Origin of the sequence: Streptococcus sanguinis (assembly GCF_050234405.1) — a bacterium.
Classification (GTDB): domain Bacteria; phylum Bacillota; class Bacilli; order Lactobacillales; family Streptococcaceae; genus Streptococcus; species Streptococcus sanguinis_W.
Window position 1 is genome coordinate 729,146 of sequence record NZ_CP092117.1, and the last position, 13,405, is coordinate 742,550.

General features: G+C 44.5%; 18 protein-coding genes, 1 tRNA gene and 1 pseudogene. 19 read left to right on the forward strand and 1 reads right to left on the reverse strand.

What is annotated here, in order from left to right:
* The first annotated feature begins 15 nt into the window (after positions 1-15).
* The 5 genes from pyrH (at position 16) to MFP28_RS03730 (ending at position 3,641) form a co-directional block, all read left to right on the forward strand.
* Complete coding sequence (gene pyrH / locus MFP28_RS03710; RefSeq protein WP_002894857.1) at positions 16-741, forward strand: UMP kinase; 726 nt, start codon at positions 16-18, stop codon at positions 739-741.
* A gap of 19 nt (positions 742-760) precedes the next feature.
* Positions 761-1,318, forward strand: coding sequence for a ribosome recycling factor (gene frr, locus MFP28_RS03715; RefSeq protein WP_002894858.1), 558 nt, complete (start codon positions 761-763; stop codon positions 1,316-1,318).
* Between the two features lie 104 nt (positions 1,319-1,422).
* Positions 1,423-2,277 (forward strand): RNA-binding virulence regulatory protein CvfB, encoded by an 855-nt coding sequence (gene cvfB / locus MFP28_RS03720; RefSeq protein WP_002906025.1) that lies wholly within the window; start codon positions 1,423-1,425, stop codon positions 2,275-2,277.
* Between the two features lie 68 nt (positions 2,278-2,345).
* Positions 2,346-2,561 carry a YozE family protein gene (locus MFP28_RS03725; RefSeq protein WP_002906027.1) on the forward strand — a complete coding sequence of 72 codons (216 nt, stop codon included), beginning with the start codon at positions 2,346-2,348 and terminating at the stop codon, positions 2,559-2,561.
* Between the two features lie 90 nt (positions 2,562-2,651).
* The gene (locus tag MFP28_RS03730; RefSeq protein WP_002906029.1) at positions 2,652-3,641 is read left to right on the forward strand and encodes a PhoH family protein; all 990 of its coding nucleotides are present in this window, start codon (positions 2,652-2,654) and stop codon (positions 3,639-3,641) included.
* A 68-nt stretch (positions 3,642-3,709) separates the two neighbouring features.
* Here the strand turns inward: MFP28_RS03730 and ald are convergent, their stop codons facing one another.
* Entirely contained in the window at positions 3,710-4,822 is a 1,113-nt protein-coding gene (gene ald / locus MFP28_RS03735) for an alanine dehydrogenase (protein WP_002906031.1), read from the reverse strand.
* 130 nt (positions 4,823-4,952) lie between these two features.
* Between ald and MFP28_RS03740 the strand changes: the two genes are divergently transcribed.
* From MFP28_RS03740 to rpmG, 14 genes and pseudogenes are all read left to right on the forward strand, one after another.
* Entirely contained in the window at positions 4,953-5,522 is a 570-nt protein-coding gene (locus tag MFP28_RS03740) for a GNAT family N-acetyltransferase (RefSeq protein ID WP_002906034.1), read from the forward strand.
* Positions 5,523-5,570: 48 nt separating this feature from the next.
* Positions 5,571-5,643 (forward strand) — tRNA-Thr (locus tag MFP28_RS03745).
* Positions 5,644-6,054: 411 nt separating this feature from the next.
* Positions 6,055-6,552: an rRNA maturation RNase YbeY gene (ybeY, locus tag MFP28_RS03750; protein ID WP_002906039.1), complete on the forward strand. Its 498-nt coding sequence runs from the start codon at positions 6,055-6,057 to the stop codon at positions 6,550-6,552.
* Complete coding sequence (locus MFP28_RS03755; RefSeq protein ID WP_002906040.1) at positions 6,533-6,931, forward strand: diacylglycerol kinase family protein; 399 nt, start codon at positions 6,533-6,535, stop codon at positions 6,929-6,931. Before ybeY ends, MFP28_RS03755 begins: the two co-directional genes overlap by 20 nt.
* A 66-nt stretch (positions 6,932-6,997) precedes the next feature.
* Positions 6,998-7,897: a GTPase Era gene (era, locus tag MFP28_RS03760; protein ID WP_002894867.1), complete on the forward strand. Its 900-nt coding sequence runs from the start codon at positions 6,998-7,000 to the stop codon at positions 7,895-7,897.
* A 221-nt stretch (positions 7,898-8,118) separates the two neighbouring features.
* A complete protein-coding gene (locus tag MFP28_RS03765; RefSeq protein ID WP_002906042.1) occupies positions 8,119-9,024 on the forward strand; it encodes a Fic family protein in 906 nt (301 codons plus the stop codon).
* 29 nt (positions 9,025-9,053) lie between these two features.
* A pseudogene (locus MFP28_RS03770) lies at positions 9,054-9,272 on the forward strand (hypothetical protein); the annotation flags it as partial.
* 1 nt (position 9,273) lies between these two features.
* Positions 9,274-9,744 carry an NUDIX hydrolase gene (locus tag MFP28_RS03775; protein WP_002906044.1) on the forward strand — a complete coding sequence of 157 codons (471 nt, stop codon included), beginning with the start codon at positions 9,274-9,276 and terminating at the stop codon, positions 9,742-9,744.
* A gap of 152 nt (positions 9,745-9,896) precedes the next feature.
* Complete coding sequence (locus tag MFP28_RS03780) at positions 9,897-10,388, forward strand: hypothetical protein (protein ID WP_002906045.1); 492 nt, start codon at positions 9,897-9,899, stop codon at positions 10,386-10,388.
* A complete protein-coding gene (locus tag MFP28_RS03785; protein ID WP_002906046.1) occupies positions 10,388-10,597 on the forward strand; it encodes a helix-turn-helix domain-containing protein in 210 nt (69 codons plus the stop codon). The genes MFP28_RS03780 and MFP28_RS03785 overlap by 1 nt, the downstream gene beginning before the upstream one ends.
* Positions 10,598-10,622: 25 nt before the next feature.
* Complete coding sequence (mutM, locus tag MFP28_RS03790; protein WP_002906047.1) at positions 10,623-11,447, forward strand: DNA-formamidopyrimidine glycosylase; 825 nt, start codon at positions 10,623-10,625, stop codon at positions 11,445-11,447.
* Positions 11,448-11,452: 5 nt separating this feature from the next.
* Positions 11,453-12,049 (forward strand): dephospho-CoA kinase, encoded by a 597-nt coding sequence (gene coaE, locus MFP28_RS03795; RefSeq protein ID WP_002906048.1) that lies wholly within the window; start codon positions 11,453-11,455, stop codon positions 12,047-12,049.
* Positions 12,050-12,052: 3 nt separating this feature from the next.
* On the forward strand, positions 12,053-13,255 hold the full coding sequence (locus MFP28_RS03800; protein WP_317627903.1) for a multidrug efflux MFS transporter: 1,203 nt from the start codon (positions 12,053-12,055) through the stop codon (positions 13,253-13,255).
* On the forward strand, positions 13,255-13,404 hold the full coding sequence (gene rpmG, locus MFP28_RS03805) for a 50S ribosomal protein L33 (protein ID WP_080555633.1): 150 nt from the start codon (positions 13,255-13,257) through the stop codon (positions 13,402-13,404). Before MFP28_RS03800 ends, rpmG begins: the two co-directional genes overlap by 1 nt.
* Position 13,405 lies beyond the last annotated feature (1 nt).

Here is a 13,405-nt window from a genome sequence, read left to right on the forward strand (position 1 = left end):
ATAAGGAGTAAAAAAATGGTAGAACCTAAGTATAAGCGTATTTTGATTAAGTTGTCAGGTGAAGCTCTTGCCGGTGAAAAAGGCGTTGGTATTGATATTCAGACTGTTCAGAAGATGGCGGAAGAAATCAAAGAAGTTCATGATTTGGGAGTTCAAATTGCTCTGGTTATCGGAGGCGGAAACCTTTGGCGGGGTGAGCCGGCAGCAGAAGCAGGCATGGACCGCGTGCAGGCCGACTATACTGGTATGTTGGGCACTGTCATGAATGCGCTGGTAATGGCGGATTCACTACAGCAAGTCGGTGTAGATACGCGCGTGCAGACTGCGATTGCTATGCAGCAGGTAGCTGAACCTTATATCCGAGGTCGGGCTCTTCGTCATCTGGAAAAAGGCCGTATCGTCATTTTCGGTGCAGGTATTGGTTCTCCTTATTTTTCAACCGATACAACTGCTGCCTTACGTTCAGCAGAGATTGAAGCAGATGCGATTCTTATGGCCAAAAATGGCGTGGACGGTGTTTACAATGCCGATCCTAAGAAAGACAAGACCGCAGTTAAGTTTGATGAGCTGACCCACCGGGATGTCATCAGCAAGGGACTGCGGATTATGGACTCAACGGCTTCGACCTTGTCTATGGACAATGACATTGACTTAGTTGTCTTTAATATGAATGAGCCGGGCAATATCAAGCGTGTTGTTATCGGTGAGCAAATCGGAACAACAGTATCAAATAATTTATAAGAACGGAGATTAGAAACTCATGGCAAATGCAATTGTAGAAAAAGCAAAAGAAAGAATGACCCACTCGCACCAAAGTCTGGCTCGTGAATTTGGCAGCATCCGTGCAGGCCGCGCCAATGCCAGCCTTTTAGACCGCATCCATGTGGAGTACTATGGAGTAGAAACTCCGCTCAATCAAATCGCTTCGATTACGATTCCGGAAGCACGTGTCCTTTTGGTCACACCTTTTGACAAGTCTTCTATCAAGGACATTGAGCGTGCGCTTAATGCTTCTGACCTTGGGATTACGCCAGCCAGCGATGGATCTGTGATTCGTCTGGTCATTCCAGCTCTGACAGAGGAAACTCGCCGGGACTTGGCTAAAGAAGTGAAAAAGGTCGGTGAAAATGCTAAAGTTGCCATCCGTAACATCCGCCGCGATGCTATGGACGAAGCTAAGAAGCAGGAAAAAGCCAAAGAAATCACTGAAGATGAATTGAAGACTTTGGAAAAGGATATTCAAAAAGTAACGGACGATGCTGTCAAACATATCGATGAGATGACAGCCAATAAAGAAAAAGAACTTTTAGAAGTTTAACATTTTTATCAGAATCAAAACTCAGTTGGCTTTGGCTGACTGAGTTGTTTTAACATCAAAAATCCTTGCCTGGTTTGAAGAAGCAAGGTAGAAAATAGGTCTATATGAATACAAATCTTGCCAGCTTCATCGTGGGTATCATCACGGATGAAAATGATCGTTTTTACTTTGTTCAAAAGGATGGTCAGGTTTACGCTCTTTCTAAGGAAGAGGGGGCGCATGAGCTGGGTCAGTCTGTCAAAGGCTTTGCTTACAGCGATATGAAGCAGAAGCTTCGCCTGACAACTCTTGAAGTTACAGCGACCCAAGACCAGTTTGGCTGGGGAACAGTAACGGAGGTTCGCAAGGATCTAGGCGTCTTTGTCGATACCGGTCTGCCTGATAAGCAAATCGTCGTGTCACTTGACATCTTGCCAGAAATCAAGGAACTTTGGCCTAAGAAAGGCGACCGCCTTTATATCCGTCTGGATGTGGACAAGAAAGATCGCATCTGGGGCCAACTGGCTTATCAAGAGGATTTCCAGCGTCTGGCTCGTCCTGCCTACAATAACATGCAAAATCAAAACTGGCCAGCCATCGTTTATCGGCTCAAGCTTTCTGGCACCTTTGTCTACCTGCCGGAGAATAATATGTTGGGCTTCATCCATCCAAGTGAGCGTTATGCAGAGCCACGTCTAGGACAAGTCTTGGATGCACGGGTGATTGGCTTCCGTGAAGTAGACCGCACGCTTAACCTCTCCCTCAAGCCTCGCTCCTTTGAAATGCTAGAAAATGATGCTCAGATGATTCTGACTTATCTGGAGAGCAATGGCGGCTTCATGACCTTGAACGACAAGTCTTCACCAGACGACATCAAGGCTACCTTTGGCATTTCCAAAGGCCAGTTTAAAAAAGCTCTAGGTGGGCTGATGAAAGCTGGTAAAATCAAGCAGGACCCGACTGGAACGGAGTTGGTGTGAGGATAAAGAGTCGTGTATCTAGAGCTGATGCTTATAGAAATACGATTTTAAAGAAATGAAAGGAACCTATGAGAAAATCTTTTTACAGCTGGCTGATGACAGAACGCAATCCTAAGAGCAAGGAGTCCAAGGCTATTTTGGCGGATTTGGCTTTTCAGGATACGGCCTTTCCCAAGCATACGGATGATTTTGACGAGGTCAGTCGTTTTCTGGAGGAGCACGCAAATTTTTCCTTTAACTTGGGCGAGTTCGATGCTATTTGGGAAGAGTATCAGGCACATTGAGTGGATAGTGGCTAGGGATAGTCATTTTCTGCTTGCTTTGATATAATAAAGGTAATTCATTCAATAAATTAAAATAGAGAGGTTCTTTGTTTGCAGGAACATTCAGTAGAATTGAAACTGGGCCATCCAGATGATGCTTTTCATCTCTTTGGCTCTAATGAACGCCATCTGCGCCTGATGGAGCAGGAATTGAAGGTAACCATTCATGCCCGAACCGAGATTGTGCAGATTTTGGGTACGGAGGCTGCCTGTGAAGAGACCAGACAGGTCATTCAGGCTCTGTTGGTCTTGGTCAATCGTGGCATGACCATCGGTACTCCCGATGTTGTGACAGCCATCACCATGGTCAAAAATGATGAAATTGATAAGTTTGTAGCTCTTTACGAAGAAGAGATTATCAAGGACAGCTATGGCAAGCCGATTCGGGTCAAGACACTTGGCCAAAAAATCTATGTGGACAGCGTTAAAAATCATGATATCGTCTTTGGGATCGGGCCAGCTGGAACAGGGAAGACTTTTCTGGCGGTGACCTTGGCGGTGACAGCTCTCAAGCGTGGGCAGGTCAAGCGAATTATCCTGACACGTCCAGCAGTGGAAGCTGGTGAGAGTTTGGGCTTTCTGCCTGGTGACCTTAAGGAAAAGGTGGATCCTTATCTGCGGCCGGTCTATGATGCCTTGTATCAGATTTTGGGTAAGGATCAAACGACGCGCCTCATGGAGCGAGAAATCATTGAGATTGCACCTTTAGCCTATATGCGGGGGCGGACGCTGGATGATGCTTTTGTAATTCTGGACGAGGCACAGAATACCACCATCATGCAGATGAAGATGTTTCTTACACGTCTGGGCTTCCAGTCCAAGATGATTGTCAATGGAGACATCAGCCAGATTGACCTGCCTCGCAATGTTAAGTCGGGTCTCATTGATGCTCAGGAGAAATTAAAGAACATCTCCCAGATCGACTTTGTACATTTCTCAGCTAAGGATGTCGTTCGTCATCCAGTGGTGGCGGAGATTATCCGAGCTTATGAACCAGCTCCTGTTAAAGAGGCAGCAACTGAGCCAGAAGAAATGAAATAACATACGAAAAGAGCAGATTTATTTCTGCTCTTTTTTGTAGGATTAATTTTAAAAGTCGAAATTTTCAACTAAACGAGTTCGTCAATAGATGTGTAGTCCTTGTTGAGGCCTTCTGCAACTGGTTGGCTGGTGATGTGACCTTGGTAGGTTGTGACACCTTGGCGCAGTCCTTGGTCATCTGCAATGGCTTGTTTGAAGCCTTTTCCTGCCAAGGCTTCAATATAAGGAAGGGTGACATTGGTCAGGGCAATGGTAGAAGTGCGGGCTACGGCACCAGGGATATTAGCAACTGCATAGTGGAGGACACCATGTTTTTCGTAGACAGGTTCGGTGTGGGTCGTCACGCGGTCGGCTGTTTCAATGACACCGCCCTGGTCAACAGCTACGTCTACAATGACAGAGCCAGGACGCATTTGCTTAACCATATCGTCTGTCACCAGTTTTGGAGCCTTCGCACCAGGGATGAGTACTGCGCCAATCACGACATCTGCCTCTCGAACGCTAGCTTCGATATTGAACGGATTAGACATAAGGGTCTGGATTTGATGACCGAAGACATCTTCTAGGACAGACAGGCGCTTAGCGCTGATATCCAAAATAGTCACTTGAGCACCTAGTCCTAGAGCGATACGAGCGGCATGGGTCCCTACGACTCCGCCACCGATAATGGTAACTTTTCCTTTCGGAACACCCGGAACACCGCCAAGAAGTACGCCAGATCCACCTTCGCGCTTAGTCAGGAAGTGGGCTCCGATTTGGACAGCCATCCGTCCAGCTACCTCACTCATAGGTACCAAGAGTGGCAGTTGTCCATCTTGATCGCGAACGGTTTCGTAGGCCAGACCAGTTGTCTTGGCACTTGTCATAGCATCTGCTAGTTCAGGAGCGGCAGCCATGTGTAGGTAGGTAAAGAGCAAGAGGTCATCACGCAGGAAGCCATATTCAGCTGCCAGAGGTTCTTTGACCTTGACCACTAGCTCAGCTGCCCACGCTTCTGCAGCAGTAGGGACGATTTTTGCACCTTGCTTTTGGTAGTCTGCATCTGTAAAACCAGATCCCAGCCCCGCATTTGTCTCAATCAGAACTTCATGGCCTTTACCAACGAGGCTATGAACACCAGCTGGTGTTAGAGCGACACGATTTTCATTGTTTTTGATTTCTTTTGGAATACCGATTAACATAAAAAATATGCTCCTTTTTTAAGATGTTTTTATTGTATATGAAAACGCTTCAAAAATCAAGAAAAAATCGGAGCGGTTTGCTTTCATTAGTGAATTGTGCTATTCTGTTAAGAAAAAATAGGAGGCCCTGATGGAAAATATTTATGTCAAACTGGCCCGTCATACCAGACTGGAAACTGAGCGGTTGATTCTGCGTCCAGTGACCTTGGAAGATGCCCCAGCGATGTTTGAGTACGCTTCGGATGAGGAAAATACTCGCTATACCTTTGAGACTAACAAAAGCCTGGAAGAAACACGCAACAATATCGCTCTCTTCTATCTGGCCAATCCTTTGGGGCGCTGGGGAATAGAAGTAAAGGAAAGCAGCAAATTCATCGGGACTATTGACCTGCATAAGATCAGGCTGGACTTGAAAACGGCGGCTATCGGATATGTAATCAATAAAAGATACTGGAATCAGGGCTACACGACAGAGGCCAATCGCGCAGTCATCAAGCTGGCTTTTGAGGAAGTCGGAATGAATAAACTTGTAGCGCTGCATGATGTGGACAATCCCGCTTCTGGCCGGGTTATGGTCAAGTCTGGTATGAAATATTCCCACGAAGAGCCTTACGCATCACTAGACAAACATGAGAAAGGCCGCATTGTGACACGGGTTTATTACTATCTGACTAAGGAAGATTATTTTGCAAAAAAATGAGAAAGGATATTGACAAGCACCTATCTACATGATATATTAGATAGGTACGCTGATTTAGCTCAGTTGGCAGAGCGCATCCATGGTAAGGATGAGGTCGCCGGTTCGATCCCGGCAATTAGCATTATAATACTTTTAAATAATACACTATCTCGGCCAATTGGTCGTTTTTTTGTTTGATTTGAAATAAAATCGTATTAAAACCCAAAATTATCCCAAAAACTTTATAGAAGAATATTAAAACTATAAAATAAAACAATTTATTTACTTTCATTGATTTAAACGTGATGTTTTTGTCAGCAATTAGCATCTTGTAGGACAAGGTTGGGTTTTCCCAGCCTTGTCTTTTTGTCAATGATAGCAGGTAGTGAAAGGCAAAGTTTCGGGAAGGTATAAAATAAAAAAAGAACTGCTTTTGTCTTTGCGGTGAGTGGTTGACAAATCTGCTCTGCTATTTTCCAAAACCCTGCCCTCGGCTCCCTAAAGTGAGTCGAAATATGATATAATAAGGTAATACTAGCAAAGCGGGTAAGATATGTATATCGAAATAGTAGATGAAACGGGTCAGGTTTCGGAAGAGATTCTTAAACAGACCCAGGAAATTTTGGAGTTTGCGGCCCAGAAAACGGGCAAGGAAAATAAGGAAATGGCTGTGACTTTTGTCAGCAATGAGCGCAGTCATGAACTCAATTTGGAATATAGAGATACGGATCGGCCAACGGATGTGATTAGCTTGGAGTACAAGCCTGAGCTGGATATTGCTGTTGACGAGGAGGATTTGCTGGACCACCCTGAGCTAGCTGAGATGCTGGAGGATTTTGACGCCTATATCGGCGAGCTGTTCATTTCAGTGGACAAGGCGCGTGAGCAGGCTGAAGAATACGGCCACAGCTTTGAGCGGGAGATGGGCTTTTTGGCAGTGCATGGTTTTCTGCATATCAACGGCTATGATCACTATACGCCGGAAGAAGAAGCAGAAATGTTTGGTTTACAGGAAGAAATTTTAACTGCTTATGGACTCACAAGGAAATAACAAACGCAAATGGAAAAATCGAGATGTGGTCTCGAGTCTGGAATTTGCTTTAACTGGTATTTTTACAGCCTTTAAAGAGGAGCGCAATCTGCGCAAGCATGTACTTTCGGCTCTGGCGGTGATAGTTGCGGGACTGATTTTTGGCTTGTCCGCGATAGAATGGCTCTTTCTCTTTTTGAGCATTTTTCTGGTCATTGCCTTTGAGATTGTCAATTCTGCCATTGAAAATGTCGTGGATTTGGCCAGTGATTACCACTTTTCTATGCGGGCAAAGAATGCCAAGGATATGGCAGCGGGAGCTGTTCTGGTCGTGTCTGGCTTTGCTGTTGTGACAGGGCTGATTATTTTTGTTCCCAAGATTTGGGATTGGATTTTTTAAAGATTTGAAAATCGGGGGAGACTGCCGATTTTCTGCTGTTTAAATGGAAATAATAGAGGTGAAATTATGACTTTTAAATCAGGTTTTGTAGCTATTTTAGGACGTCCTAATGTTGGGAAATCAACCTTTTTGAATCATGTTATGGGGCAAAAAATTGCCATCATGAGCGATAAGGCTCAGACCACTCGCAATAAAATTATGGGGATTTACACGACGGATAAGGAGCAGATTGTCTTTATCGATACGCCGGGAATCCATAAGCCTAAGACGGCTCTAGGCGATTTTATGGTGGAAGCAGCTTACAGCACCCTGCGTGAGGTGGATACCGTCCTCTTCATGGTGCCGGCTGATGAGCCGCGTGGCAAGGGCGATGACATGATTATCGAACGCCTGAAAGCGGCTAAAGTACCAGTTATTTTGGTGGTTAATAAGATTGATAAAGTTCATCCAGATCAGCTTTTAGCGCAAATTGATGATTTCCGTCAGCAGATGGACTTCAAAGAAATCGTGCCGATTTCAGCCCTGCAAGGCAATAATGTGTCCCATCTGATTGACATCCTTAGTGAGAATTTGGAGGAAGGCTTCCAGTATTTCCCAGAAGACCAGATTACCGACCATCCGGAGCGGTTTCTGGTGTCTGAGATGATTCGGGAGAAGGTGTTGATGCTGACACGGGAGGAAATTCCCCACTCAGTCGCGGTGGTCGTTGACAGTATGAAGCGAGACGAGGAGACGGACAAGGTCCATATCCGAGCGACTATCATGGTGGAGCGTGACAGCCAAAAAGGCATTATCATCGGTAAAGGCGGTTCCATGCTGAAGAAAATCGGATCCATGGCTCGGCGCGATATTGAGCTCATGCTGGGGGACAAGGTCTTCCTAGAAACTTGGGTCAAGGTCAAGAAAAACTGGCGGGACAAGAAGCTGGACTTGGCGGACTTTGGCTATAATAAGAAGGAGTATTGAATCCCTAAGGAAGCTAGGAAAAAATATGTTTAAAATAGTAGTGAAAGAGAGCATAACATTTTGTTATCTCTTTTTACTACAAACTAGCAGCAAGATAGAAAATTGTTGATATTACGTTATTTAATATTTATTATCCTTCCGTTAATCTACAAATATTGTTCCGTTAATCCTCGTATTGTTCCGAACTATGGTATAATAGAGGGAGAAAGTGAGGAGTGCTCATGTATATGACAGTGAGGCAGGCAGCTGATCTCTGGGGGATTTCTGATCGTCGAGTTCGCTCTCTGTGCAGTCAGGGAAAGATTCCGGGTGCTGTCCAAGAAGGGCGTTTGTGGAGGATTCCCTCAGATGCCAGAAAGCCAGCAGATGGCCGTTATAAAAAAGTCGAGAGCCTCTTGCCCTTGATTGATGAAAAGATGATGCAGCTGTCAAAACTTCGCCCTTTGACGGATGGAGAGCTGGAGCGGCTGAATGAAGAGTTCACAGTCGAATATACTTATAACTCAAATGCCATTGAGGGCAATACTCTGACCTTGCGTGAGACAGATTTGGTCCTGCGTGGATTGACTATTGACCAAAAGCCTTTAAAAGATCATATGGAGGCAATCGGTCATCAGGAGGCTTTTCAGTATGTTCAAAGGCTTGTTGAGGAGAACCAGCCTTTGTCAGAACAGATGATAAAGGATATTCATTATCTAGTATTATCGGATAAAAAAAATGACCGAGGTATTTATCGGAGAGTCCCGGTGCGCATCATGGGAGCAGCCAATGAACCAGCTCAGCCGTATATGATTGCTCCATTGATGGAAAAGCTCCTAGTGGACTATGCTGTAAGTCAGGAAAATATGGTGACCAAGCTAGCTCAGTTTCATATTGCCTTTGAGAGTATCCATCCGTTTATTGACGGTAATGGCCGAACGGGGAGGCTCTTGGTGAATTTGGAGTTGATGAAGGCGGGCTATCCACCGATTGATATAAAATTTACGGATAGATTGGCCTATTATCAAGCATTTGATGACTTTCATTCAAAAGGAAGTTTATCGGCAATGGAGGATTTATTTGCCAAATATATCAATGAAAGATTGGATATGTATTTGGAGATTCTATCTCTTGGTGATGAAGCATAAGGAGAGCAGATTTATTTATGATTGATATAAATTTTGCCAATCCTGCTTTCTTTATCTCAGGGGGGAAAGAAGCCGAAACCATTCATGACTGGCACCGCAGGTTGGCACAGAAAAATGTTAGGTCTGAATACGCCTACTATCCTTACAAAGGGCATGCTTGGCTTTTTAGTGATGTGGATACGCATATTCAGCTGCTGCGCTATTTCTTTCAAAATGCTGCCTTTCCAAAGAAATTGAAAGGATTTTGATATGGACTATATTTCCTATATTCGCTCTAAGGTGGGGCACGATAAGGTTATTCTGAATTTTGCTGGTGGAATTCTGGCAGACGAGGAAGGTCGTGTGCTTCTGCAGTTGCGAGGTGATAAGAAAACATGGGCGATTCCTGGTGGAGCTATGGAGCTCGGGGAAACTTCTCTTCAAGCAGCCCTGCGTGAATTTCACGAAGAGACAGGCATTGCTGTTGAAGCCAAGCGCTTGCTGAATGTTTATACTAATTTTGATGAATCTTATCCTAATGGTGACAAAGTGCAGACGGTTGTCTTTCTGTATGAGTTGCAGGCACTGGAGAATGTTGATATTTCCAATTTTCACAATGAGGAAACACTACGGTTAGGCTTTTTTTCTAAAGAAGAAATAGCAGAGCTGGAAAATGTATCAGATAAACACCGCCTGATGCTGGATGAGTATTTTTCGGACAGCTTTGCAATGGGGCTTTGATAACTTACTATGAGCAGGTCGTTTATTTAGAACAAAATCATACTGCATAGTTTGATTGAATTATCGTTTTACAATATTTCTTGACCTAGTTGAATTATTGTTTTATAATAATTGTAAGGGTAAATTATCGTAAAACAATAAGGAGGTAAGCTATGAAGATGCGAATTTTGAAACAAGTAATAACCATAATTACTTGTTTGGTACAAATATTTTGTGCTTTCTGGTTTTTAGCTAGAGGTTTTGTAGCCATTGTCTTGATGATTTATAACTGGCAATCAACTGCTACCCCACTTGCAGAGTTATTAAGGGTATCTTATGAAATGATTTGGCTGGGTTTGCTTCCGATTTTGCTCTTTGGTCTGATTCGTTCTTTTCTACACCGCATGCTAGTTCACCAGTTTTTTACGAACGAAAGTTATAGGATTAGTAAATATCTGTTGATTTTAGTTACTTGTTTACCTATTGGTAGTATTATATGGGATATTTTTATCGGTCAAAAATCTATACAGTCGTGGATAGAGTTTGTAGATAATATATTTCTGCCCTATATTGATAGTCTGGCTTTGGTAGTTGTCTTAGAGGTCTTGCATCTTGTCATAAAAAACGGGAAGACGATTCAAGAAGATGTAGATGGTTTTGTGTGATGGGAAAAATCAAAGTTAATTTAGATAAAGTATTGGAAAAAAAGGGCTTGACCTCTAAAGAATTGGCGGAAATTATTGGCATTACACAAGCAAATTTGTCTATTCTAAAAACAGGTAAGGCTAAAGGTATTCGTTTTGCAACCTTGCTGACTATCTGTGAAACGTTGGATTGTCAGCCTGCTGATATTTTAGAGTATATTTCTGACTAATAAATAGAAGATAGAAAGGAGCTTTATGCCTGAATTACCTGAAGTGGAAACGGTTCGGCGTGGTTTGGAACGTCTAGTTGTTGGCAAGACGATTGGGCAGGTGCGGGTCCGCTATGCTAAGATGATTGGTACGGGAGTGGATAGCTTTGTCCATGACTTGCCAAGTCAGACCATTGAAAGGATTGGCCGTCGGGGCAAGTATTTGCTTTTTTACCTGACGGGTGGAGTGCTGATTTCCCATCTGCGAATGGAAGGCAAGTATCTTTTTTATCCTGATGCGGTGCCTGAGCGCACGCATGCCCATGTCTTTTTCGAGATGACAGATGGTGGAACGCTTGTTTATGAGGATGTTCGTAAGTTTGGGACCATGGAGCTATTGAGAAAGGATCAGCTGGAGACTTATTTTACTGCCAGAAAGCTTGGTCCTGAGCCGACAGAGGCGGACTTTCTTTTGGCGCCTTTTGCAGCAGCTTTGGGTCGTTCCAAGAAGCCTATAAAACCCTATTTGCTGGAGCAGACTTTGGTCGTTGGACTGGGCAATATCTATGTAGACGAGGCCCTTTGGCGGGCGCGGATTCATCCGGCCAGGCCTGCAGCTAGTCTAAAGCCTGCTGAGGCCAAGCGGCTGCGTGAGCAGATTATAGAAGTTTTGCAGCTCGGGATTGAAAAGAGAGGATCGACCATTCGGACCTATCGTAATGCTTTGGGTGAAGATGGCACTATGCAGGATTTTCTGCAGGTCTATGGAAAGACTGGCCAACCTTGTGCTAGATGCAGCAGTCCGATTGAAAAAATTAAGTTGGGTGGACGCGGTACTCATCTCTGTCCTCACTGCCAGAAAGCGAGGTAGCTGTCATGGTAAGAATTATCGGTATCACTGGCAGCATTGCCTCGGGTAAGTCAACTGTGACAGAGTTTTTAAGACGGCAGGGTTATCAGGTCATTGATGCGGATCAGGTAGTGCATGAGCTGCAAGAGCCGGGGGGACGGCTTTATCAAGCTCTTTTATCTACTTTTGGCTCATCTATCTTACAGGAAGATGGGCGCTTGGACCGGCCTAAGCTGGGAGCTATGATTTTTGGGAATCCCGAACTCTTGGAGCAGTCCAGTCAAATACAAAATCAGATTATCCGCGAGGAACTGGCTGGCAGACGAGATTTGCTGGCAGAGACGGAAGATATCTTTTTTATGGATCTTCCCTTGCTGTTTGAGTTACAATATGAAGACTGGTTTGACCAAATCTGGCTGGTGGATGTGACAGAGGAAACTCAGCTCAGTCGTCTTATGTCTCGAAATGCTCTCAGTCAGGAAGAGGCAGAAAAACGCATAGCAGCTCAGCTATCTCTCCGAGAAAAACGAAAGAGGGCGAATGTGCTGATAGATAATAATGGCTCGCTTGAGGAAACTCGACAGCAGATTCGCAATGCTTTGCAGAAATTAGAAAGAAGATGATTTATCACGACACAAGTAAATTGGAAACATAACCTGAAAGTCGCTTGGTTTGGGAACTTCCTGACAGGTGCCAGCATTTCTCTGGTGACGCCTTTTATGCCACTTTTCGTGGAGCAGCTGGGTGCCAGAGGTCATGAGGTGGAGTATTACGCTGGGCTAGGGATTTCTCTCTCTGCAATCTCAGCGGCCCTGCTCTCTCCTGTTTGGGGAAGTCTGGCTGATCGATATGGCCGCAAGCCTATGATGGTACGTGCGGCTTTTGCCATGGTTTTTACTATGGGCGGTATTGCCTTTGTGCCCAATATTTTCTGGCTCTTGCTCCTACGCTTTCTAAACGGTGTTTTCGCTGGTTATGTTCCCAACAGCACAGCTCTGATTGCCAGTCAGGCTCCCAAGGAAAAAACGGGTTATGCTCTGGGAACTCTCTCGACCGGTGTCGTTGCGGGTAATCTTATGGGGCCATTTATTGGCGGTCTGATTGCGGAGATGTTCGGTATTCGCAATGTCTTTCTTCTGATTGGCGCCTTTTTTCTAGCATCAGCCTTAATGACCTTTTATTTGATTCGGGAGGATTTTGTGCCAGTGACCCGACAAGAAGAGGTAGGCTATAGGGAATTGCTGCGTCAACTCAGGTATCCTAAGATGCTGATTAATCTCTTTCTGACCAGCTTTGTTATCCAGTTTGCAGCTCAATCTATCAGCCCTATCCTTGCCCTCTATGTCAGAGAACTGGGTCAAAAGGACAATCTGATTTTTGTTTCGGGTCTCATCGTTTCTAGCATGGGACTTTCCAGCATGATGAGCTCCAGTATTTTGGGGCGGTTAGGAGACCGTATCGGAAATCACAGGCTCCTGGTGCTGGCTCAGTTCTATTCAATCCTGATTTATCTGCTCTGTGCCAATGCTGGCTCCCCTATGCAGCTAGGCTTTTATCGCTTTTTATTTGGTCTAGGAACAGGGGCGCTGATACCAGGTGTCAATGCTCTGCTAAGTAAGATAACACCCAAATTTGGAATCTCTAGGATTTTCAGCTATAATCAGATTTTCTTTTATCTGGGTGGGGTGGTCGGCCCTATGTCTGGATCGTTCATTGCGGCAGCCTATGGCTATCATTCAGTCTTTTATGCAACAGCAGGGCTAGTTGCTGTCAGTATGCTGGCCAATCTCTTTAGTTTTCGAAATTTATTTAAAAAGAAGGATATCTAGTGCGCGTTAAAATAAATTTAAAATGTTCCAGCTGCGGCAGTCAGAACTATCTGACCAGCAAAAATACTAAAACGCATCCGGACAAAATTGAGGTCTTAAAGTATTGTCCTAAGGAAAGAAAAGTGACTTTACATCTTGAATCCAAGTAGA

Coding starts and splice junctions, on each gene's coding strand:
- MFP28_RS03755 (WP_002906040.1), top strand. CDS start 6,533: ATGGACTCACAAGGAAATAACAAACGCAAATGGAAAAATCGAGATGTG.
- MFP28_RS03785 (WP_002906046.1), top strand. CDS start 10,388: ATGGGAAAAATCAAAGTTAATTTAGATAAAGTATTGGAAAAAAAGGGC.
- pyrH (WP_002894857.1), top strand. CDS start 16: ATGGTAGAACCTAAGTATAAGCGTATTTTGATTAAGTTGTCAGGTGAA.
- MFP28_RS03725 (WP_002906027.1), top strand. CDS start 2,346: ATGAGAAAATCTTTTTACAGCTGGCTGATGACAGAACGCAATCCTAAG.
- cvfB (WP_002906025.1), top strand. CDS start 1,423: ATGAATACAAATCTTGCCAGCTTCATCGTGGGTATCATCACGGATGAA.
- frr (WP_002894858.1), top strand. CDS start 761: ATGGCAAATGCAATTGTAGAAAAAGCAAAAGAAAGAATGACCCACTCG.
- MFP28_RS03740 (WP_002906034.1), top strand. CDS start 4,953: ATGGAAAATATTTATGTCAAACTGGCCCGTCATACCAGACTGGAAACT.
- MFP28_RS03765 (WP_002906042.1), top strand. CDS start 8,119: ATGTATATGACAGTGAGGCAGGCAGCTGATCTCTGGGGGATTTCTGAT.
- era (WP_002894867.1), top strand. CDS start 6,998: ATGACTTTTAAATCAGGTTTTGTAGCTATTTTAGGACGTCCTAATGTT.
- ald (WP_002906031.1), bottom strand. CDS start 4,822: ATGTTAATCGGTATTCCAAAAGAAATCAAAAACAATGAAAATCGTGTC.
- ybeY (WP_002906039.1), top strand. CDS start 6,055: ATGTATATCGAAATAGTAGATGAAACGGGTCAGGTTTCGGAAGAGATT.
- coaE (WP_002906048.1), top strand. CDS start 11,453: ATGGTAAGAATTATCGGTATCACTGGCAGCATTGCCTCGGGTAAGTCA.
- MFP28_RS03780 (WP_002906045.1), top strand. CDS start 9,897: ATGAAGATGCGAATTTTGAAACAAGTAATAACCATAATTACTTGTTTG.
- MFP28_RS03775 (WP_002906044.1), top strand. CDS start 9,274: ATGGACTATATTTCCTATATTCGCTCTAAGGTGGGGCACGATAAGGTT.
- mutM (WP_002906047.1), top strand. CDS start 10,623: ATGCCTGAATTACCTGAAGTGGAAACGGTTCGGCGTGGTTTGGAACGT.